We start from the raw sequence: 19,215 nt of genomic DNA on the forward strand, positions 1-19,215 counted from the left end.
GCGTCTACTCGTTGAACCACTCGGACTTCACGTCGTAGCCGTCGCCGTTCCACGAGAGCTGCATCTGGTACGAGCCGAACTGGCCGACGTCGTAGCCCTTCTTGCCGCAGTCGGAGTCGCCGCCGTCGGTGATGTAGAGCTTCTCGTTGTAGTTGTTGTCGATCAGGCGGCCCGAGACACCGTGGCCGTCCGCCTTGGTGTCGCAGACCTTGAACATGTCTCCGTCGTCGATGAAGGTCATCGTGCCCCGGCCACCCGGGAGCGAGATGGTCTTGTTGCTGTCGAGCGTGGAGAAGTCGGAGGCCTGAGCCGTCGACGTGGTACCGGCGAAGACCGTGGCCACAGCCGCACCGGCCATGGCTGTACGGGTGAACGATCCGAACACTGAACTTCCCTTTCACTGCAGGACTGCGGAGCAGCCCCACGGCCCCCCGCCCTGATCGAGATCGACCTTAGACACCTGATGATCAAACGGGAATCGAATTCAGGTCATGTGCGACTTACCGGAATTCGGAGTTCCGAAAGCCGGCGGGGCGCGGCACCCCCCGTCGGGTGCCGCGCCCCTTTCCCCGCTCCCCCAGGGGTGGCCTACGCGGCCGGCTCCAGTGGCGGAAGCGCCCCGGTGCGAGCCGCCTTGCCGTACCACAGGGCGCTGGACTTCGGTGTGCGCTGGAGCGTCGCGTAGTCCACGTACACCGCGCCGAAGCGCTTGCCGTAGCCGTACGCCCATTCGAAGTTGTCCAGCAGGGACCACAGGAAGTAGCCGCGGACGTCCGCGCCGTCGGTGATCGCGCGGCGGACCGCGGACAGATGGCCGTGGAGGTAGGAGACCCGCTCCGGGTCGTGCACCCGGCCGTCCGAGTCGATCTTGTCGTCGTAGGCCGCGCCGTTCTCGGTGATGTACAGCGGCAGCCCCGGCGCCTCCCGGGTGTAGCGCATGATCAGCTCGTGCAGACCGGTCGGGTCGATCGTCCAGCCCATCTCCGTGCGGTCACCGGGCGTCTGGTGGAAGGCGACATCGCCCGCGGCCGGCCACGGCGAGTGGTCGCTCGCCCCGTGGCCGTCGGCACGCGGCGCCCGCGCCGACGCGTCCGCCGCCGAGACCAGCGCGGGCGTGTAGTAGTTGAGGCCCAGCGCGTCCAGCGGCTGGTTGATCAGCGTCAGATCGCCGTCCAGGACGTAGTCCCAGTCGGTGAGTTCCGCCGTCGCCGCGTACAGCGACTCGGGGTAGACGCCGTGCAGGATCGGGCCGTGGAAGACCCCGTTGGCCAGGTCGTCGATCTTCTGGGCCGCCGCCAGGTCCGCCGGGCTCTGCGAAAGAGGCCGCACGGTCGCGGAGTTGAGCGCGATCGCGACCTGGTTGCGGGCCGGCATCGCCGACCGCAGCGCCGACGCGCCCAGCCCGTGCGCCAGGTTCAGATGGTGCGCGGCACGCAACGAGGCCGCCGGATCCGTACGCCCCGGCGCGTGCACCCCGGAGGCGTAGCCCAGGAACGCGCTGCACCACGGCTCGTTGAGCGTCATCCACTGCTCGACACGGTCGCCCAGCGCCTCACCGACGATCTGCGCGTACTCCGCGAAACGGTACGCCGTGTCGCGCTCCGGCCAGCCGCCCGCGTCCTCCAGATCCTGCGGAAGGTCCCAGTGGTAGAGCGTGACCGCAGGCTTGATGCCCTTGGCCAGCAACTCGTCCACCAGCCGGCGATAGAAGTCCAGGCCCTTCTGGACGGCCGGGCCACGCCCGGTCGGCTGCACTCGCGACCACGAGACGGAGAAGCGGTAGGCACCCAGGCCCAGGTCCGCCATCAGCGCCACGTCCTCGCGGTAGCGGTGGTAGTGGTCGACAGCGATGTCACCGTGGTCGCCGCCGACGGTCTTGCCCGGCGTATGGCTGAAGGTGTCCCAGATCGACGGCGTACGGCCGTCCTCCCGCACCGCACCCTCGATCTGGTACGCGGAGGTGGCCGCGCCCCAGACGAAGGCCGGAGGGAAGGTCACCGCGGTGGCCGAGTTCTCGGAATCAGGCATGGAAGCGCTCCCAAGGGGGGTCGTGGAGAGGCGACGGGTGGAGGGGGAGAGGGAGTTCACGAACAGGGGCCGGAGCGGCGCTGGTCCGGCCCCCTGGAGAACGGGCGAGGGCGTCAGCCCTTCACGGCGCCCTGCATGATGCCGCCCACGATCTGCTTGCCGAAGATCGCGAAGACCAGCAGCAGCGGCAGCGTGCCCAGCAGCGCGCCCGCCATGATCAGGGACTGGTCGGGGGTGTACCCGCGACCCAGGCCCGCGACCGCGACCTGCACGGTCGGGTTGCCCATCTGGGTCAGTACCAGGAACGGCCACATGAAGTCGTTCCAGGTCTGCACGAACGTCAGCATCCCGAGCACGGCCATCGCCGGCCGCGCCGCCGGGAACACCACGTGCCACACCACGCGCCAGCTGCTCGCTCCGTCGACGCGGGCGGCCTCTATGATCTCGTCCGGCAGCGCCTGGATCAGGTACTGCCGCATGAAGAACACACCGAACGCGCTCACCAGCGACGGGAAGATCACCGCCTGCAACTGGTCCGTCCAGTCGAGCTTGGCGACCATCATGTACAGCGGGATCACGCTCAGCTGCGGCGGCACCATCATCGTGCCGATCACGATCAGCATCAGCGCGCCCCGGCCCCGGAACCGCAGCTTGGCGAAGGCGAAACCGGCGATCGTCGACAGGACCACGATCGTGGCCGCCGAAACACCCGCCACGATCGTGGTGTTGAGGAACGCCTCGCCGAGGTTCGCGTCCTTCCAGGCGATCTCCAGCTTGTCGAACAGACCCGAACCGAACCAGAACGGCGGCGGCGTCTGCGCGAGCCGCTGGTTGTCACGCGAGGCGGCGATCGCCGTCCACACCAGCGGGAACAGCGAGACGATCGTGAACACGATCATGATCGCGTAGGCGATCGGACCGCCGTGCAGCTGCCCGCCCGCCCGCGCGGACTTCGGCATACGGGGCCGCCTGGCCCGCTCGGCGGGCGGCTTGGCGTCGGGCGGCGTCAAAGTCGTCGTCACGGCCGGAACTCCTTAGCTACTGGCGCGCAGCCGGCGCGAGAGGACGTAGTTGACGATGCCGATGACGATCAGGATCAAGAACATCGTCCAGGCGATCGCCGAGGCACGGCCCAGATGCTGGGCGACCCAGCCCTGCTCGTACAGATACAGGCCGAGCGTCTGGAACTGGTGCTCCGCACCGCCGGACGTGCCCTTGTTGGCGTCGAACAGCAGCGGCTCGCCGAACACCTGGCTCGCCCCGATCGTCGAGACGACCACGGTGAAAAGGATCGTCGGACGCAGCGACGGCAGCGTCACATGGATGAACTGCTGCCAGCGGTTGGCCCCGTCCAGCGCCGCCGACTCGTACAGATCATGGGGGATCGCCTGCATCGCGGCCAGGTAGATCAGCGCGTTGTAGCCGGTCCAGCGCCAGACGATGATCGTCGAGACGGCGATCTGCGAGGGCCACTTGTCGTTCTGCCAGTCGAGCGGATCGATCCCGGCGAAGTCCAGCGCCCAGTTGATCATGCCGTAGTCACGGCCGAAGAGCAGCACGAACACCAGCGAGGCGGCGGCGATCGACGTCGCGTACGGCGCGAGCATCGCGACCCGGAAGAACGTCGAGGCCCGCAGCTTGTAGTTGAGGATGTGGGCGATGCCCATCGCCATCAGCAGCTGCGGGACGGTGGAGATGATGCCGATGGTCAGGGTGTTCTTCGCGGCGTTCCAGAAGAAGTCGTCGTCGAACAGCCGGGTGTAGTTGCGCATCCCGACCCAGTTCATGTCGGTCGGCGCGGTCAGCTCCACCTGATGCAGCGAGGCCCAGCCCGTGTAGATCAGCGGGAACAGGCCGAACGCGATGAACAGCAGGAAGAACGGCGACACGAAGGCGTACGGGCTCCAGCGCAGGTCCCGCTGCCAGCGGCGGGACAGCCGCTCCCGGCGCCGCCGCTCCTTCTGCGCCGCTACGGCGTCCCCGGGCGGGCGGCCCGGGGCCGCGCCCCCCTCCGTGGGGGGCGCGGCGGTGTCGTGACGGGTGGTCATCCGGGTCACTGGTCCAGCTTGTTGTCGATGCTCTTGACCGCGGACTCCCAGGCCTCCTTGGCCGACTTGCCCTTCGTCACCAGGATCACGCCGTTGTCCGACAGGCCCTGCATGATGATCTGGTCCTTCGGGCCGATCACCTGGACGGGGGCGGCCTTGGCGGCCTCGGCGAAGATCGGGCCGATCTCCTGCTTACCCGTCATGTCGTTCGTGGCGCCCGTCACTTCGGGCATCGTGTAGGAGGACGGGGCGCTCGGGAAGCTGGCCTGCACCTTGAACAGCTTCGCCTGCTGCTCCGGCGCGGTCAGCCAGGCCACGAACTTCTGGGCCTCCTTCACGTTCTTGCCGCTCTTCGGCACGGTGAGGAAGGTGCCGCCCCAGTTGCCGCCCTTGGGCGCCTCGGCCACGGCCCACTTGCCGGCCGCGTCGGGCTTCGCGTTGCCCTTGATCGTGCCCAGCATCCACGGCGGGCAGGCGATCGCGGCGAACTTGTTGTTGGCGATCGTGGAGTTCCAGGACGGCTGGAACTGCGTCTGCGACTGGACGAGACCCTTCTCGGCTGCCTCGGAGGTCAGGTCGAAGGCGGCCTTCACGGCGGGGTTCGTCTTGTAGATGATCTTGCCGGAGGAGTCGTAGAACTTCTCCTTCTCGCTGCCCAGGATCGCGTTGATCAGACCGCCGGGGGAGTCCATGAAGAAGGTGCCCTTGGGAGCCTTCGACTTGTAGCGCTCGCCGACGTCGACGAGCTTGGCCCAGTCACCGGCCCACAGCTTGCCGACCTCGGCCGGGTCGGTGGGCAGACCGGCCTCCTTGAAGAGGTCGGTGCGGTAGCAGATCGCCATCGGGCCGACATCGGTGCCGAGGCCGATCGTCTTGCCGTCCTTGGTGGTGGCCTGCTGCCACTTCCAGTCCAGCCAGTTGCTCTTGCTCACGCCCGAGACCTTGGACATGTCCTCGAGCTTGCCGGCCTGGGTGGCCGTGACCTCGGCGATGTTGGCGACCTCGACGGCCTGGACGTCCAGCAGACCACTGTTGGTGGTGAGGTGGTTCAGCAGCGCCGGGTAGTAGTTCTCGTTCCGCTCGACGACGTTCTGCTCGATCTTGATCTTCGGGTTGAGCTTCTCGTACTCGTCGTAGAGGCCCGCCTCCTTGAAGCCCATGGTGCCGAAGAGCCCCACCGAGATCGTCGTCTTGCCGCTGCTGTCGCCGGACGAGGAGCCGGAACTGTCGTCGCCGCCGTCGTCGGCACAGCCGGCCAGCAGCCCGGCGCCCAGCGACGCGACGGCCGCGACGACCATCGCCTTGCGGGCGGTTCGGATGCGTGCTCGCATGTCGTCCTCCTGTTGCCCTGACGTGCCGACCCCCCGGCCAACTGCATTGTTGGACCCGTTTTCACTCGCTTCGGCTCGGGCGGGGAACGTGCGGGTTGTGTATGTGTCAGGTACTGTGGGAGCGCTCCCACCAGTGATGTGTTGAAGGTTCGCGGGTCGGGGCGGGGGTGTCAAGGGACCGGACAGGGAGAGATGCGTTCAGTTATCGGGCCGTTAACTGGACCCGGTGCGGAGCCCGTTGCGGCCCGGGCCGGCGGTGTCGAGCCGGTCGGACGGGCCCGTGGGACCCAAGCGGAGGCCGGGGGCGGCAAGCCCTCGGTGGCGGTCACTACAGCTGACGAGCCTGTTAAATTCCAGGCCAGCCGCAGAGTGCGGGTGTGGACGGGAAGGCGGAGCCCATGGCAAGCCACGGAGCGCGGGGCCGAAGCGGTGGCCGGCCCACCCTCGAAGAGGTGGCGGCGCGCGCCGGTGTCGGCCGCGGCACCGTCTCCCGGGTGATCAACGGCTCGCCCCGGGTCAGCGACGCGACCCGCGCGGCCGTCGAGGCGGCGGTCGCGGAGCTCGGATACGTCCCGAACACCGCCGCACGCGCCCTCGCGGCGAACCGCACCGACGCGATCGCGCTGGTCGTCCCCGAGCCGGAGACGCGGTTCTTCGCGGAGCCGTACTTCTCGGACATGCTGAAGGGCGTCGGGGCGGCGCTCTCCGACACGGAGATGCAGCTCCTGCTGATCTTCGCGGGCAGCGACCGTGAACGCCGCCGCCTCGCCCAGTACTTGGCGGCCCACCGGGTGGACGGCGTCCTGCTGGTCTCCGTGCACGCGGACGACCCGCTGCCCGACCTGCTGGCCCAGCTGGAGATACCGGCGGTGATCAGCGGCCCGCGCTCCTCCGCGGAGTCCCTCCCGTCGGTCGACTCCGACAACTACGGCGGCGCCCGCCAGGCCGTCGAGCACCTGCTGTCCGGCGGCCGCCGCCGGATAGCCCACATCACCGGACACCTCGACGTCTACGGCGCCCAGCGCCGTATCGACGGCTACCGCGACGCCCTGAGCGACGCGGGCCACGAGGCGGACGAGGCACTGATCGAGGCGGGCGACTTCACCGAGGAGGGCGGCCGCCGTGCCATGGCGGCCCTGCTGGAGCGCCGCCCCACCCTGGACGCGGTCTTCGCCGCCTCCGACGTCACCGCGGCCGGTGCCCGCCAGGCCCTGCGCGAGGCGGGCCGCCGCATCCCCGACGACGTCGCGCTCGTCGGCTACGACGACTCCGCCATCGCCCGCCACATGGACCCGCCCCTCACCAGCGTCCGCCAGCCCATAGAGGAGATGGGCCACCGCATGATCGACCTCCTCCTCACGGAGATCGCCGACCGCCGCCCCTCGGCCTCCCGGGGCCTGGAGCGACGCCAGATGGTCCTGGCCACGGAGCTGGTGTCCCGGTCGTCGTCCTGACAGCCTCGGCGATCACGTCCTGGCCGCTGCCGGCCGCCGCAGCAGATAGGCGGCCGCCGTCGAGACCAGGACGGCCATGCACGCGATGAAGACCAGGCCCGCGCCCTCCAGCCCGATCGGGCCCGTCAGCAGGCCGACGCCGATCACCGGGACCGAGATGCCCGCGTAGGCCACCACGAACAGGGCCGAGATCACCGCCGCGCGCTGGTGCTCCGGCGAGGCCCGGGCCACCTCGGACAGCGCCCCGCGGAACGCCAGCCCCTGCCCGATCCCGCCGACGAGCGCGCTCAGCACCACCAGCGCCATCAGATCCCACACCAGCGCGCCCGCGAGCAGGGCGAGCCCGGCGAGCAGCCCCGCGCAGCCCAGCGGAAGGGAGCGCCGTACCCCGACCCGGCCGACCGCGAGTTGGCCGGCCGTCGAGGCGAAGAAGGCCAGCGCGACGATCAGCCCGCTCACGGCGTGGTCGGTCACGCCCAGGGACTCGGCGAGGAACTCCGGGCTGACCGACGTGAACACCCCGAACAGCGCGAACCCCACGAAGGAGGCCGTCGCCGCGGGCCCGAACACCGCCCGCACCCGCGGCGGCAGAACGGGCCGCTGCGGCCGTACGGTGCGCAGGGGCCGCAGCTCCCGCACGGTCTCCGGGAGCCGGACCAGCACGGCGGCGCAGGCGGCCACCAGGACGAGGTGCGTGACGAACGGCAGATACAGCGGCCAGGGCGCGTACTGCGCGAGCACCCCGGACATGAGCGGACCGCAGCCCAGTCCGCCCATGTTGGCGGCGGTCGCCACGAACGTGGCCCGGGAGGCACCGCCCTCGGGCGCCAGCTCCATCACATACGCGGTGGCCGCGCCGGTGAACAGCCCGGCGGACAGTCCCGACAGCAGCCGCCCCGCGTACAGCCAGCCCAGCCCGGTGGCGCACAGGAAACAGACGGCGCTGGCCGCGGCGAGGCCCAGCCCGCACAGCAGCACCGGGCGTCTGCCCACCGCGTCCGAGGCGTTGCCGACCAGCAGCAGCACGCCGATGACCGCGAAGGCGTACAGGGCGTACACCACGGTCACGGTCAGCTCGGAGAACCCGAACTTGTCCTGGTAGAGGGGGTAGAGGGGAGTCGGCAGCGTGGTGCCGGCCATACACACGGCGAACACCGCCCCGCCGAGCACACACGCGCGCCACCCTCGGTGTCCACCGTCCATGGCGCCGACGGTAGCCCCGCCTCCGGGCCACCCCGGACAGGCGCGGCAGGCGCACAAAAAGCTTCAGCCGGTGGCTTCTTTTACGAAGCCACCGGCCGAATACTCAGGGTGAGTGACGGGACTTGAACCCGCGACTTCCTGGACCACAACCAGGTGCTCTACCAGCTGAGCTACACCCACCATGACCGGCTTGGAGGTCTGTGACTTCCTGACCGGCCGAGAAAAAGTGTACAGGGTCCGAAGGGGTGCTCGCGCCCACCTTTCCCGGCGCTCCCCGACGGGCCCCTGTCACGCCTACTGAGCAGGCAGAACGTGCTTCGCGGCGATCGTCTTCGCGGTGTCCGAGTCGGGCCCGGGCTGCGGGACGAAGACGGCCTCGCGGTAGTAGCGCAGCTCCGCGATGGACTCGCGGATGTCGGCGAGCGCGCGGTGGTTGCCGTTCTTCTTCGGGCTGTTGAAGTACGCCCGCGGGTACCAGCGGCGGGCCAGCTCCTTGACCGAGGAGACATCGACGATGCGGTAGTGGAGGTAGTCCTCCAGCGTCGGCATGTCGCGCAGCAGGAAGCCGCGGTCCGTGCCGACGGAGTTGCCGCACAGCGGGGCCTTGCCCGGCTCCTTGACGAACTCCCTCACATACGCCAGGACCTGCTCCTCGGCGTCCTTCAGCGTCGTGCCGTCCGGCAGCTCGGCGAGCAGCCCGGACGCGGTGTGCATCTGACGCACCACATCCGGCATCGTCTCCAGCGCCCGGTCCGGCGGCCGGATGACGATGTCCACGCCGTCACCGAGCACGTTCAGCTCGGAGTCGGTCACGAGGGCGGCCACCTCGATGAGCGCGTCGTCCGACAGCGAGAGGCCGGTCATCTCGCAGTCGATCCACACCATGCGATCGTTCATGTGTCTAACCTTACGGCCCACTGCCCCGGGCTCGGCCCGGTCGTGCAGTGACCTTGTCGTCGAAGGCCGGCCCGCGCTGAGAACGGCTCCGGAAACGGCGCCGGGCCCGCGGGGAGGGCTTCCTCCCCGCGGGCCCGGTCACCGGCTCACGTCGCGCTGCGCTGGCCCGGCAGACTCGCCCGGGCCGATATGTAGGCCTCCCGGCCGTTGTCGGAGGCGGCCGACGCCGACAGGGCCGGGGACGATCCGACCGCGCTCGCCGCCGCCGTACGGCGGGACTGCAGCGGGACCGGATGCTCCGGGTGCAGCGGTGCGGGCGCCTGGCCGGGATGGCCCGGGTGGCCCGGCATGCCGCCCCCGGGACCGCCCGGTCCGCCGTCGACGTCCTGGGGCCGCTCGGCCTGCGGACGACGGGCGCGGTACGCCGCCCGGTACGCGGCCGGGGACGAGCCCAGCTGGCGGCGGAAGTGCCCGCGCAGGGCGACCGGCGACCGGAAGCCGCAGCGTCCCGCCACCTCGTCCACCGAGTAGTCCGACGTCTCCAGCAGGCGCTGCGCCTGGAGGACCCGCTGTGTGATCAGCCACTGCAGCGGGGCGCTCCCGGTCAGCGAGCGGAAGCGGCGGTCGAACGTACGACGGCTCATGTACGCGCGTGCCGCCAGCGTCTCCACGTCGAACTGTTCGTGGAGGTGCTCCAGCGCCCAGGCGACGACCTCCGCGAGCGGGTCGGCGCCGATCTCCTCTGGTAAAGACCTGTCGAGGTAGCGCTCCTGGCCGCCCGACCGGCGCGGCGGGACCACCAGGCGGCGGGCCAGCGCGCCGGCCGCCTCGTTGCCGTGGTCCGTCCGCACGATGTGGAGACAGAGATCGATTCCGGCCGCGGTGCCCGCCGACGTCAGCACGTCCCCGTCGTCGACGAACAGCTCGCGCGGATCGACGTGCACCGACGGGTAGCGCTTCGCCAGCGTCGGCGCGTACATCCAGTGTGTCGTCGCGGGCCGGCCGTCCAGCAGGCCCGCCGCCGCGAGGACGAAGGCGCCGGTGCACAGTCCGACGATGCGGGCGCCCTCCTCGTGGGCGCGGCGCAGCGCGTCGAGCGCCTCGTCCGGTGGCGGAGAAGTGATCGAACGCCAGGCCGGTACGACGACCGTGCCCGCCCGTGAGATCGCTTCCAGGCCATGTGGTGCGCTGAGTTCGAGGCCCCCTGTGGTCCGCAGCGGGCCGTCCTCACCTCCGCACACCAGCAGTCGGTAGCGCGGCACGCCGGCGTCCTGGCGGTCGATCCCGAACACCGACAGTGGTATGGAACTCTCGAAGATGGGGCCGCCGCTGAACAGCAGCACCGCGACGATCTCCTTGCGGCGTCGCCCGGAAAGCTTCCGGACGCCGGCTTCCGGCGCGGCAGTGGAGTCGTGGCTCATACTGCTAAGCCCCCCTCGGTGGTCGCGGCTCCTCGGTTGTGTCGCTCCTGCACGTTTCCCCTCGGTCCTGCACGAGTCCCCCGCCGTAGACAGTCAAGATCGAATCTACTGTGTGCCGTCGTGCCGAGGTGGCCGGTTCGGCACTCGGCACATTGTCGACTTGGCAACTTGGCGTGAAGCATTCGATCACGAAGCGTTGCACTCGTGGGGCGTGCAGGGAAGTGCGCCTTGTCGCAGTGGCCAATCCGCGTAGGGTGCGCAGGTCCCCCGAGGCCCTTTCCGTGCAGGTCGAACGGGGGTTGGGGGGTGCTTCGGCAGGGTGATGCACAGGTGCGAGAAGTTGGCTGAAAACCGCCGTGCACGTGCACTGAAACCGGTCAGCCGACCGGTGTATCTCCTCCAGTGTGCCGCCCGCCCCGATGGGACCCCGTTCCGGTCCGGTGGTGCCGGCCCCGGTGGGGTGCGCGGTCCTCGGCCGCCAGCCGGGCCGCGCCGCGCTCGGACTGGCGCAGCAGCACCCGGCAGGCGCCCGTGACGGCGGCGAGCCCGAGGGCCGTGCCGGCGGCACCGGCCAGGGAGCTGCCGTAGCCGAGGAGCACGACGGGGACGAGCAGGCAGCTGAAGGCCGCCCAGCGAATCACATCCGTCGCGGTGTCCCGCGACGGCGGGGCCGCGCGGTCCGCCTCGGAGGCGATGCTGGGTCCGGACATGGATGCTCCCTGTGGCATGAGTCACGGGGTTCAACGCGTGGCGGGGGCGTCGGTCACTGTGTGAGCCGATCACCCCCACGGGTAAGTGAATCCTGTGCAAACCGCCTGTACAGCGCAGCAACCATTGCGTTACGGGCGTCGCCTCGTGCATGCTCCCTGGAACCCGCACGCACCGTGAGCGGGATCTGGGCTAAGGAGGCGTGCCGCCGTACCCTTGGGGGTATGGGGTTGGGAAGACCATTCCCGGACACAGCTCCGACGCACACTGTCGTCCCCCAAATAAGGATCACAACGCCGAGACAGCCATGGCCGGTCACGAATTCTTCGAACCAGCGGACCGCAAGCGGCCCGTCGCCGATCCCACGGCGGCCGAGCCCCTGGCGGCACAAGAGCCACGCCATTCCTGCGATCCCGCCTTCAAGCACGGCGTCGTCGTCGGATTCGACGGCTCCATGTCCAGTGAGCGCGCCCTGGCCTACGCGATCGGGATGGCCCATCGCTCGGGGTCGGGCCTGATCATCGTCCATGTGGCCAACCGGCTGCCGACCACGGTGTGGGCCGGCTGCGAGCCGCCCGTCTTCGTGGACGTGCCGGACCATCGGACCGAGGTGCTCGGGCTGGAGCTGGCGTGTGCGGAGTATCTCTCCGAGGTGCCCTGGATCCTCGTCGAGCGGGGCGGGGACATCTGCCACGAACTCGAAGAGGTCGGCCGGGAGTACGAGGCCGACGCGATCGTCGTCGGGTCGAGTCACGGCATCGTGGGGCGCATCTTCGGTTCGGTCGCGGGGCGGCTCGCCAAGCGGGCGCAGCGGCCGGTCGTCGTCATTCCCTGAATTCCCCGAAGCGTCCCGAGCGGCGACTCCCTTGGTGCGGTGCGTAAAACTACTTGCGCGTAGAGGTGTTTGTGCCCTTGTGAAGGGCATATACGGTGCACCGCACAACTGCACATGCACGAAGGGAGCCCGCCGTGGACAAAGACGTCTCCGCGGGAAGCGGCATCACGACCGTGGTCGGTCGACTCGCCCTCGGAATCACCCTGTTGGCCTTCGGGTTGGGGCACACGACCGTCATCGACGGTGTGTCAGCCGCTGACGCCACGTCAATCGCCCAGTATGTGGGCGGCATCGCCCTCTTCGTCGCCGGGCTGATGGCCCTGCGGGAGGGGGACTCCGCCGGGGGTACGGCGTTCTCGGTGCTCGGGGCGCTGTGGTTCACGTGGGCCGTGTCGGACGGCGCCGCCGGTAACGAGGCCGGGCTGTTCCTGCTGTTGTTCGCCGTCGCGGCGCTGTCTCTGATGCTCGCGGGTGGGGATCAGCTGGGGCAGGGGATGTACGGGCTGTTCTTCGTGGGCCTGTTGCTCATGGCGATCGCCGAGTTCGCCGGTAACGGCGGGCTCGTGAAGGTGGGTGGGTGGTTCGCCGTGGCCGCGGGGGCGGTGGCCTGGTATGCGGCGACCGCGGCCCTGGCCCACTGGCCCACCGCTGTTCCGCGACGGCGTGCTGCCGGTCGGGGCGTGACGGCCACCGGCTGAACTCGGCAGCCGACGCTGGGGTATTGGGCGGCCCCGGCGTGTGAAAACGGACCCCCTGTGCGCTGGTGGCAGCACGTGGGGGTCCGTCCTCATTGGTTGGCCTGTGCGGGGGCGTGGGGGCTTGTCGCGCAGTTCCCCGCGCCCCTGAAAAGAAAGCCTCTACTCAACCGTCACCGACTTGGCCAGGTTGCGGGGCTTGTCGATGTCCCTGCCCAGAGCCAAGGCCGTGTGGTACGCCAGGAGTTGGAGGGGGATGCCCATCAGGATCGGGTCGAGTTCGTCCTCGTTCTTCGGGACGACGATCGTCTCGTCGGCCTTCTCCTGGTGCTGGTGGGCGACCGCGAGGATCTTGCCGCTGCGGGCCTTGATCTCCTCCAGGGCGGCGCGGTTCTTCTCCAGCAGGTCGTCGTCGGGGACGATCGCGACCGTGGGGAGGGCCGGCTCGATCAGGGCCAGCGGGCCGTGCTTGAGCTCGGAGGCGGGGTAGGCCTCGGCGTGGATGTAGGAGACCTCCTTGAGCTTCAGGGAGGCCTCGCGGGCCACCGGGTAGCCCCGGACGCGGCCGATGAAGAGCATCGAGCGGGCCTCGGCGAACTGCAGGGCCAGCTTCTTGACGTCCTCCTCGTGCTCCATGATCTCGGCGATCTGGGCGGGCAGCTTGCGCAGGCCCGCGATGATCCGCTTGCCGTCGCGGACCGAGAGGTCACGGGTGCGGCCCAGGTGGAGGGCGAGCAGGGCGAAGGCGACCGTGGTGTTGGTGAAGCACTTGGTGGAGACCACGCAGACCTCCGGCCCGGCGTGCACGTAGATGCCGCCGTCGGCCTCGCGGGCGATCGCCGAGCCGACCACGTTCACCACGCCCAGGACGCGTGCGCCCTTGCGCTTGAGCTCCTGCACGGCGGCGAGGACGTCGTAGGTCTCGCCGGACTGGGAGACCGCGACGTAGAGGGTGTCGGGGTCGACGACCGCGTTGCGGTAGCGGAACTCGGAGGCGGGCTCGGCGTCGGCGGGGATGCGGGCCAGTTCCTCGATCATCTGGGCGCCGATCTGGCCCGCGTGGTACGAGGTGCCGCAGCCGAGGATCTTCACGCGGCGGATCCGGCGGGCCTCGCGGGCGTCCAGGTTGAGGCCGCCCAGGTGCACGGTGGAGAAGCGGTCGTCGATGCGGCCGCGCAGCACGCGGTCCACGGCGTCGGCCTGCTCGTGGATCTCCTTGTGCATGTAGGTGTCGTGGCCGCCCATGTCGTAGGAGGCGGCCTCCCACTCGACGGTGGTGGGCTCGGCCGTGGTGCGGGTGCCCTCGGTGGTGTAGGTGCGGAAGTCGTCGGCCTTGAGGGTGGCCATCTCGCCGTCGTCCAGGGTGACGATCTGGCGGGTGTGGGCGACCAGCGCGGCGATGTCCGAGGCGACGAACATCTCCTTCTCGCCGATGCCGAGGACGACCGGGGAGCCGTTGCGGGCGACGACGATCCGGTCGGGGAAGTCGGCGTGCATGACGGCGATGCCGTAGGTGCCCTCGATGAGCCGGAGGGTCTCGCGGACCTTGTCCTCCAGCTTGGTCGCCTGCGAGCGGGCGATGAGGTGGGTGAGGACCTCGGTGTCGGTCTCGGAGAGGAACTCGACGCCGTCCGCCTCCAGCTTGCGGCGCAGGTCGGAGGCGTTGTCGATGATGCCGTTGTGGACGACGGCGACCTTGCCCTCGGCGTCCAGGTGCGGGTGGGCGTTGACGTCGGAGGGGGCGCCGTGGGTGGCCCAGCGGGTGTGGGCGATGCCGGTGGTGCCCTTGAAGCGGGCCGGGACCTTGGCCTCCAGGTCGCGCACGCGGCCCTTGGCCTTGACCATCTTCAGGCCGGAGGTCTTCGGGGACGTGACGACGATGCCCGCGGAGTCGTAGCCGCGGTACTCCAGGCGCTGCAGACCCTCCAGCAGGAGGGGAGCGACGTCACGCTTTCCGATGTAACCGACGATTCCGCACATGTATACGTATTCCTAGCCGTAGACGATGCGCCGAAGCTGCCGGAGCGAGAGTTCCGGCGGGGCCACCGCGCGATATTTCAGGTCCGCCTCGATCCGTTCGAAGATCGCCGTGTTCACCAGGCCCTGGGCCTGGAGCTCACGGTGGCGGCGACGGACGTACTCCTCGGTCGTCTCGTCGAAGTACGCGAGCACGTCCTGGATCACCCGCAGTGCCTCGCCCCGGCTGAGGGGGCTGGACCGCGTCAGATGATCAACGAGTTCGTCGTGCACTCGCTAGATCCTGAGGCACCGGCGACGCTTGCGCAAGAAATCTGCCCGGTTTCGGGCAGATGAGTGTTGGAACACTTATGGGACGCCCATGGGGGTCTGATGGGTGATTGTTCCCCGGGCGGATGTGTCGGGCGAGCAATTTGTGGCGCCATGGACATTCCTCGTATGGGCGTACCCGAGCGGCTCGCCGAGCGCATGAGCATGGCCGAGCAGCACGAGTACCTGCGCGCCAGATTCTCCCGGCGCACGATGATCAGAGGCGGGGCCGTCACACTCGGCGCCGTCGCGGGTGGCGCCTTCGTTCCGGGTGCCACCGCCCAGGCGGCCGTGCCGACCGCCCGCACCGCTCCCGCGACCGAGAGCGTCGACGGCGCGTTCGTCGCCCCCTTCGGCCGGCACCTCGCCTACGGCGCCGACCCGCGCACCGAGATGACCGTCTCCTGGCAGGTCCCGGTCGCCGTCAAGAAGCCGTTCATCCGGATCGGCGCCCACCCCACGGACCTCTCCCGGAAGATCGACGCCGAGGTCCGCACCCTCTTCACGCCCGCCGGGGTCGGCGCCAGCGGCGACCACACCCAGTACTACGTGCACGCCGAGCTGACGCGTCTGCGCCCGGGCCGGACCTACTACTACGGCGTCGGCCACCAGGGCTTCGACCCGGCCGCACCGCACCTGCTGGGCACCCTCGGCACCTTCACCACCGCCCCCGCGCACAAGGCGCCGTTCACCTTCACGGCCTTCGGCGACGAGGGCGTCAGCTACCACGGCCTCGCCAACAACAGCCTGCTGCTCGGCCAGAACCCGGCCTTCCATCTGCACGCCGGTGACATCGCCTACGCGGACCCGTCCGGCTCGGGCCAGACCTCCGACACCGGCTTCGACTCGCGGATCTGGGACCAGTTCCTCGCCCAGACCGAGTCCGTCGCCAAGTCCGTCCCGTGGATGCCCGCCTACGGCAACCACGACATGGAGGCCTGGTACTCGCCCAACGGCTACGGCGGCGAGGAGGCCCGCTGGAACCTCCCGGGCAACGGCCCCGACAAGAAGAACCTGCCGGGCGTCTACACCTTCGTCCACGGCAACACGGCGGTCATCTCGCTCGACGCCAACGACATCTCCTTCGAGATCCCGGCCAACCTCGGCATCTCCGGCGGCACCCAGACCAAGTGGCTGGAAGCCCAGCTGAAGAGGTACCGGGCGTCGAAGGACGTCGACTTCATCGTGATCTTCTTCCACCACTGCGCCTACTGCACCTCCACCTCGCACGCCTCCGAGGGCGGGGTCCGGCAGGAGTGGGTGCCGCTGTTCGAGAAGTACACGGTCGACCTCGTCATCAACGGCCACAACCACCAGTACGAGCGCACGGACGTCATCAAGGGGAACAAGGTCGCCAAGAAGCTGCCGATCGGCGGCACGGCCTACCCCGAGACCGACGGCGTCGTGTACGTGACGGCCGGTGCGGCGGGCCGCAGCCTCTACGCGTTCAGCGCGCCGCTGTCGTACGAGGGCAACGAGCAGGACGTGGACTCCGTGGCCTCGTTCGTCAATCTCAAGGGCGGCAAGCAGAACGAGACCGTCGCCTGGTCCCGGGTGCGCTACCTCGACTACTCCTTCCTGCGTGTGGACGTCACCCCCGCGCCGAAGGGGCGGACGGCCACGCTGAAGGTGCGCGGGATCGCCGAGAGCGGGGAGCAGGTGGACCACTTCACGGTGGCCCGCCGCGCGAAGTAGCGCGCCCCGGGGAGGTGTTCCGGCCTGCCCGGGGTGTCACATGCGCTTGAGGACGGCCTGCTTGGCGAGCGCGAACTCGTCGTCCGTCAGGACGCCCGAGCGGTGCAGTTCGCCGAGCTCGCGCAGGCGGCGCAGCAGGGCGTCGTGGTCGTCCTCGGCGGGCGCGACCGGGAGAGAAGGCGTTTCCGGTCGCGCGGCCGGTACGTCGGCGGTGGCCCCGGCCGGGTGCGGAAGCCTGGCCTGGACCGCCGCCGCGACCAGGGCCATCAGCGGGTCCTTCTTGAAGCCCCACAGCTCCACGGCGTTGGGGTCGTACTTGGGCGGGGCCTTGGTGGGGGCGCCCCGCACGGTGAAGCGGATGTAGCCGTTCTCCAGGCCGGCCGCCGGCTGCCACTCCACGCCCGTGATGTCGCCGAGGGCGAGCGTGCGGGCGCCGGCGGCGGCCTTGGCGTCCTCCGTCTTCCAGTTCCACTCCAGGCGTATGCGCTCGCCGTCGAAGCCGGCCGTGCCGTCCCCGGCGGAGACCGACAGGGGGACGGCGGGACCCGGCAGCAGGTACGCGGTCACCGGGTCGGCCGGCACCTGGTCCAGGAGCAGCGCGTTCCGCACCTCGTCCGTGACGTACTCGGCGACCCCGTAGCGGTCGGACTCGACGAGCAGCTGGTACGGGTCATGGGGCTCGGTGAGCCGCCCGCCGGTCGCGTGCAGCAGGGGATCGGCGCCGTCGCGCAGGCGCAGCCGCAGCCGTCCGCCCTTCTTGCCCTGCTCGAACGAGATCCCCGCCAACGCCCCCAGCGGGACCACCAGTTCACCCAGCTCCCTGCGCAGCAGACTGACGTTCTTGTCCCGCCCGGGGGTCAGCCGCAGCGCGTCGCCGTCGAAGGCCCAGGTGCCGTCCTTCTGGATGATTTCCACCATGGGGTGGATTGTTCCACCCGTCTCACGAGAGAGTGGTCCAGACCTCTTAGGGCTCAATGGCTCGATGAAGGGACGGTTCAGTGAGAACGCTTCGCCTTCTCGGTTCCCTGCTGCTCGTCGCGATGGGTGTCTCCGTGACCGGAGCCGCCCCCGCACCGGCGGCCTCGCCCACCCCGCTCGACCGTGTGATCCCCGCGCCCGCCTCGGTCACGCCGAGCGGGGCCGTCTACCGGATCACTCGCGGTACGCACATCCGCGTCGACGATTCCCGCGAGGCCCGCCGCGTCGGCGAGTACCTCGCGGAGATCCTCCGCCCCTCCACCGGATACCAGCTGCCAGTCAGCACGCAGGGATCCGGGGGTATCCGACTGCGGCTTGTCAAAGGGTCGTTCGGTAGTGAGGGTTACCGCCTCGACAGCGGCAGCAAGGGCGTCACCATCACCGCGGCGAAGCCCGCCGGGCTCTTCCACGGCGTGCAGACCCTGCGCCAGCTCCTCCCGGCGGCCGTCGAGAAGGACTCCGTCCAGCCCGGCCCCTGGCTGGTCGCGGGCGGCACCGTCACGGACTCCCCGCGCTACGGCTGGCGCGGCGCCATGCTGGATGTCTCCCGGCACTTCTTCACCGTCGACCAGGTCAAGCGCTACATCGACCAGTTGGCCCTCTACAAGATCAACAAGCTGCATCTGCATCTCAGCGACGACCAGGGCTGGCGGATCGCCATCGACTCCTGGCCTCGGCTGGCCACGTACGGCGGTTCTACGGAGGTCGGCGGCGGGCCCGGCGGCTTCTACACCAAGGCCGACTACAAGGAGATCGTCCGGTACGCGTCCTCCCGCTACCTTGAGGTCGTCCCCGAGATAGACATGCCCGGCCACACCAACGCGGCGCTCGCCTCCTACGCCGAGCTGAACTGCGACGGTGTCGCTCCGCCGCTCTACACCGGGACCGAGGTCGGGTTCAGTTCGCTGTGCGTCGGCAAGGAGATCACGTACGACTTCGTCGATGACGTGGTGCGGGAGCTCGCGGCGCTGACTCCGGGCAGGTACCTGCACATCGGGGGCGACGAGGCGCACTCCACGAGCCATGAGGACTATGTGGCGTTCATGGACCGGGTGCAGCCGGTTGTCGCGAAGTACGGGAAGACGGTCGTCGGGTGGCATCAGCTGACCGGGGCGACGCCTGCGAAGGGGGCTCTCGCGCAGTACTGGGGGCTCGACAGTACGAGTGCGGAGGAGAAGGCGCGGGTGGTGAAGGCCGCGCAGGGTGGGACCGGGGTGATTCTGTCGCCTGCCGACCGGGTGTATCTCGACATGAAGTACACGAAGGAGACGCCGTTGGGGCTGTCGTGGGCGGGGTATGTCGAGGTGCGGCGGTCTTATGACTGGGATCCCGGGGCGTATTTGCCGGGGGTGCCGGGTGGTGCGGTGAAGGGGGTTGAGGCGCCGATGTGGTCGGAGACGCTGGAGAACTCCCGGCATATCGAGTTCATGGCGTTTCCGCGGTTGCCTGGGGTTGCGGAGTTGGGGTGGTCTTCGGCGGGGGCGCTTGACTGGGAGCGGTACAAGGTGAGGCTTGCTGCGCAGGCTGAGCGGTGGGATGCCCTGGGGATGGAGTGGTATCGGTCGCCGCAGGTTCCGTGGAGTGGGCAGTGATTTGTCTGCGGGTGCGTGGGGGCTGGTCGCGCAGTTCCCCGCGC

The 19,215-nt window shown here is 69.6% G+C and carries 17 protein-coding genes and 1 tRNA gene; 5 read left to right on the forward strand and 13 right to left on the reverse strand.

The window, feature by feature from the left end:
* Positions 1-4 precede the first annotated feature (4 nt).
* The 5 genes from NNW99_RS24025 to NNW99_RS24045 form a co-directional block, all read right to left on the reverse strand.
* Positions 5-358 carry a hypothetical protein gene (locus tag NNW99_RS24025; protein WP_215121187.1) on the reverse strand — a complete coding sequence of 118 codons (354 nt, stop codon included), beginning with the start codon at positions 356-358 and terminating at the stop codon, positions 5-7.
* 230 nt (positions 359-588) lie between these two features.
* Positions 589-2,028, reverse strand: a complete 1,440-nt coding sequence (locus NNW99_RS24030) for a GH1 family beta-glucosidase (protein WP_215121188.1) — start codon at positions 2,026-2,028, stop codon at positions 589-591.
* A 113-nt stretch (positions 2,029-2,141) separates the two neighbouring features.
* A complete protein-coding gene (locus tag NNW99_RS24035) occupies positions 2,142-3,050 on the reverse strand; it encodes a carbohydrate ABC transporter permease (RefSeq protein ID WP_215121189.1) in 909 nt (302 codons plus the stop codon).
* Between the two features lie 12 nt (positions 3,051-3,062).
* Positions 3,063-4,076: a carbohydrate ABC transporter permease gene (locus tag NNW99_RS24040; RefSeq protein ID WP_215121190.1), complete on the reverse strand. Its 1,014-nt coding sequence runs from the start codon at positions 4,074-4,076 to the stop codon at positions 3,063-3,065.
* Positions 4,077-4,081: 5 nt separating this feature from the next.
* On the reverse strand, positions 4,082-5,407 hold the full coding sequence (locus NNW99_RS24045; protein ID WP_215121191.1) for an ABC transporter substrate-binding protein: 1,326 nt from the start codon (positions 5,405-5,407) through the stop codon (positions 4,082-4,084).
* Between the two features lie 398 nt (positions 5,408-5,805).
* Here NNW99_RS24045 and NNW99_RS24050 point away from each other — a divergent pair, with 398 nt between their 5' ends.
* Positions 5,806-6,861, forward strand: coding sequence for a LacI family DNA-binding transcriptional regulator (locus NNW99_RS24050; RefSeq protein ID WP_215121192.1), 1,056 nt, complete (start codon positions 5,806-5,808; stop codon positions 6,859-6,861).
* Positions 6,862-6,873: 12 nt separating this feature from the next.
* Here the strand turns inward: NNW99_RS24050 and NNW99_RS24055 are convergent, their stop codons facing one another.
* The 5 genes from NNW99_RS24055 to NNW99_RS24075 all read right to left on the reverse strand — a co-directional run bounded on the left by NNW99_RS24055 (position 6,874) and on the right by NNW99_RS24075 (position 11,092).
* Positions 6,874-8,064, reverse strand: a complete 1,191-nt coding sequence (locus tag NNW99_RS24055) for an MFS transporter (protein WP_215121193.1) — start codon at positions 8,062-8,064, stop codon at positions 6,874-6,876.
* Between the two features lie 107 nt (positions 8,065-8,171).
* Positions 8,172-8,244, reverse strand: a tRNA-His gene (locus tag NNW99_RS24060).
* A gap of 114 nt (positions 8,245-8,358) precedes the next feature.
* Entirely contained in the window at positions 8,359-8,961 is a 603-nt protein-coding gene (gene orn / locus NNW99_RS24065; RefSeq protein ID WP_215121194.1) for an oligoribonuclease, read from the reverse strand.
* A 146-nt stretch (positions 8,962-9,107) separates the two neighbouring features.
* The gene (locus tag NNW99_RS24070) at positions 9,108-10,382 is read right to left on the reverse strand and encodes a helix-turn-helix domain-containing protein (RefSeq protein WP_215121195.1); all 1,275 of its coding nucleotides are present in this window, start codon (positions 10,380-10,382) and stop codon (positions 9,108-9,110) included.
* A 377-nt stretch (positions 10,383-10,759) separates the two neighbouring features.
* On the reverse strand, positions 10,760-11,092 hold the full coding sequence (locus NNW99_RS24075; protein WP_215121196.1) for a hypothetical protein: 333 nt from the start codon (positions 11,090-11,092) through the stop codon (positions 10,760-10,762).
* A 305-nt stretch (positions 11,093-11,397) separates the two neighbouring features.
* Between NNW99_RS24075 and NNW99_RS24080 the strand changes: the two genes are divergently transcribed.
* On the forward strand, positions 11,398-11,925 hold the full coding sequence (locus NNW99_RS24080) for a universal stress protein (protein WP_215121197.1): 528 nt from the start codon (positions 11,398-11,400) through the stop codon (positions 11,923-11,925).
* Between the two features lie 134 nt (positions 11,926-12,059).
* Positions 12,060-12,623, forward strand: a complete 564-nt coding sequence (locus tag NNW99_RS24085) for a GPR1/FUN34/YaaH family transporter (RefSeq protein WP_215121198.1) — start codon at positions 12,060-12,062, stop codon at positions 12,621-12,623.
* Positions 12,624-12,782: 159 nt separating this feature from the next.
* Here NNW99_RS24085 and glmS read toward each other — a convergent pair whose 3' ends face one another.
* Together glmS and NNW99_RS24095 are read right to left on the reverse strand one after the other, a co-directional pair.
* Complete coding sequence (gene glmS, locus NNW99_RS24090; RefSeq protein ID WP_215121199.1) at positions 12,783-14,600, reverse strand: glutamine--fructose-6-phosphate transaminase (isomerizing); 1,818 nt, start codon at positions 14,598-14,600, stop codon at positions 12,783-12,785.
* A 12-nt stretch (positions 14,601-14,612) separates the two neighbouring features.
* Complete coding sequence (locus NNW99_RS24095; RefSeq protein WP_184592987.1) at positions 14,613-14,870, reverse strand: hypothetical protein; 258 nt, start codon at positions 14,868-14,870, stop codon at positions 14,613-14,615.
* A gap of 165 nt (positions 14,871-15,035) precedes the next feature.
* Here NNW99_RS24095 and NNW99_RS24100 point away from each other — a divergent pair, with 165 nt between their 5' ends.
* The gene (locus NNW99_RS24100; protein ID WP_215121200.1) at positions 15,036-16,601 is read left to right on the forward strand and encodes a metallophosphoesterase family protein; all 1,566 of its coding nucleotides are present in this window, start codon (positions 15,036-15,038) and stop codon (positions 16,599-16,601) included.
* A gap of 36 nt (positions 16,602-16,637) precedes the next feature.
* On the opposite strand, the gene NNW99_RS24105 is transcribed toward NNW99_RS24100, so the two are convergent.
* Complete coding sequence (locus NNW99_RS24105; RefSeq protein WP_215121201.1) at positions 16,638-17,519, reverse strand: DUF4429 domain-containing protein; 882 nt, start codon at positions 17,517-17,519, stop codon at positions 16,638-16,640.
* Positions 17,520-17,641: 122 nt separating this feature from the next.
* On the opposite strand from NNW99_RS24105, the gene NNW99_RS24110 reads away from it, so the two are divergent.
* Positions 17,642-19,171, forward strand: a complete 1,530-nt coding sequence (locus tag NNW99_RS24110) for a beta-N-acetylhexosaminidase (protein ID WP_251058130.1) — start codon at positions 17,642-17,644, stop codon at positions 19,169-19,171.
* Positions 19,172-19,215: the final 44 nt, after the last annotated feature.

Origin of the sequence: Streptomyces sp. CRCS-T-1 (assembly GCF_024442335.1) — a bacterium.
In the GTDB taxonomy this organism is placed as follows: domain Bacteria; phylum Actinomycetota; class Actinomycetes; order Streptomycetales; family Streptomycetaceae; genus Streptomyces; species Streptomyces koelreuteriae.

Excerpts from the sequence above, each read along its gene's own strand:
- NNW99_RS24025 (WP_215121187.1), bottom strand. The coding sequence starts at position 358 with ATGGCCGGTGCGGCTGTGGCCACGGTCTTCGCCGGTACCACGTCGACG.
- NNW99_RS24030 (WP_215121188.1), bottom strand. The coding sequence starts at position 2,028 with ATGCCTGATTCCGAGAACTCGGCCACCGCGGTGACCTTCCCTCCGGCC.
- NNW99_RS24040 (WP_215121190.1), bottom strand. The coding sequence starts at position 4,076 with ATGACCACCCGTCACGACACCGCCGCGCCCCCCACGGAGGGGGGCGCG.
- NNW99_RS24045 (WP_215121191.1), bottom strand. The coding sequence starts at position 5,407 with ATGCGAGCACGCATCCGAACCGCCCGCAAGGCGATGGTCGTCGCGGCC.
- NNW99_RS24050 (WP_215121192.1), top strand. The coding sequence starts at position 5,806 with ATGGCAAGCCACGGAGCGCGGGGCCGAAGCGGTGGCCGGCCCACCCTC.
- NNW99_RS24055 (WP_215121193.1), bottom strand. The coding sequence starts at position 8,064 with ATGGACGGTGGACACCGAGGGTGGCGCGCGTGTGTGCTCGGCGGGGCG.
- orn (WP_215121194.1), bottom strand. The coding sequence starts at position 8,961 with ATGAACGATCGCATGGTGTGGATCGACTGCGAGATGACCGGCCTCTCG.
- NNW99_RS24070 (WP_215121195.1), bottom strand. The coding sequence starts at position 10,382 with ATGAGCCACGACTCCACTGCCGCGCCGGAAGCCGGCGTCCGGAAGCTT.
- NNW99_RS24075 (WP_215121196.1), bottom strand. The coding sequence starts at position 11,092 with ATGTCCGGACCCAGCATCGCCTCCGAGGCGGACCGCGCGGCCCCGCCG.
- NNW99_RS24080 (WP_215121197.1), top strand. The coding sequence starts at position 11,398 with ATGGCCGGTCACGAATTCTTCGAACCAGCGGACCGCAAGCGGCCCGTC.
- glmS (WP_215121199.1), bottom strand. The coding sequence starts at position 14,600 with ATGTGCGGAATCGTCGGTTACATCGGAAAGCGTGACGTCGCTCCCCTC.
- NNW99_RS24100 (WP_215121200.1), top strand. The coding sequence starts at position 15,036 with ATGGGCGTACCCGAGCGGCTCGCCGAGCGCATGAGCATGGCCGAGCAG.
- NNW99_RS24105 (WP_215121201.1), bottom strand. The coding sequence starts at position 17,519 with ATGGTGGAAATCATCCAGAAGGACGGCACCTGGGCCTTCGACGGCGAC.
- NNW99_RS24110 (WP_251058130.1), top strand. The coding sequence starts at position 17,642 with ATGGGTGTCTCCGTGACCGGAGCCGCCCCCGCACCGGCGGCCTCGCCC.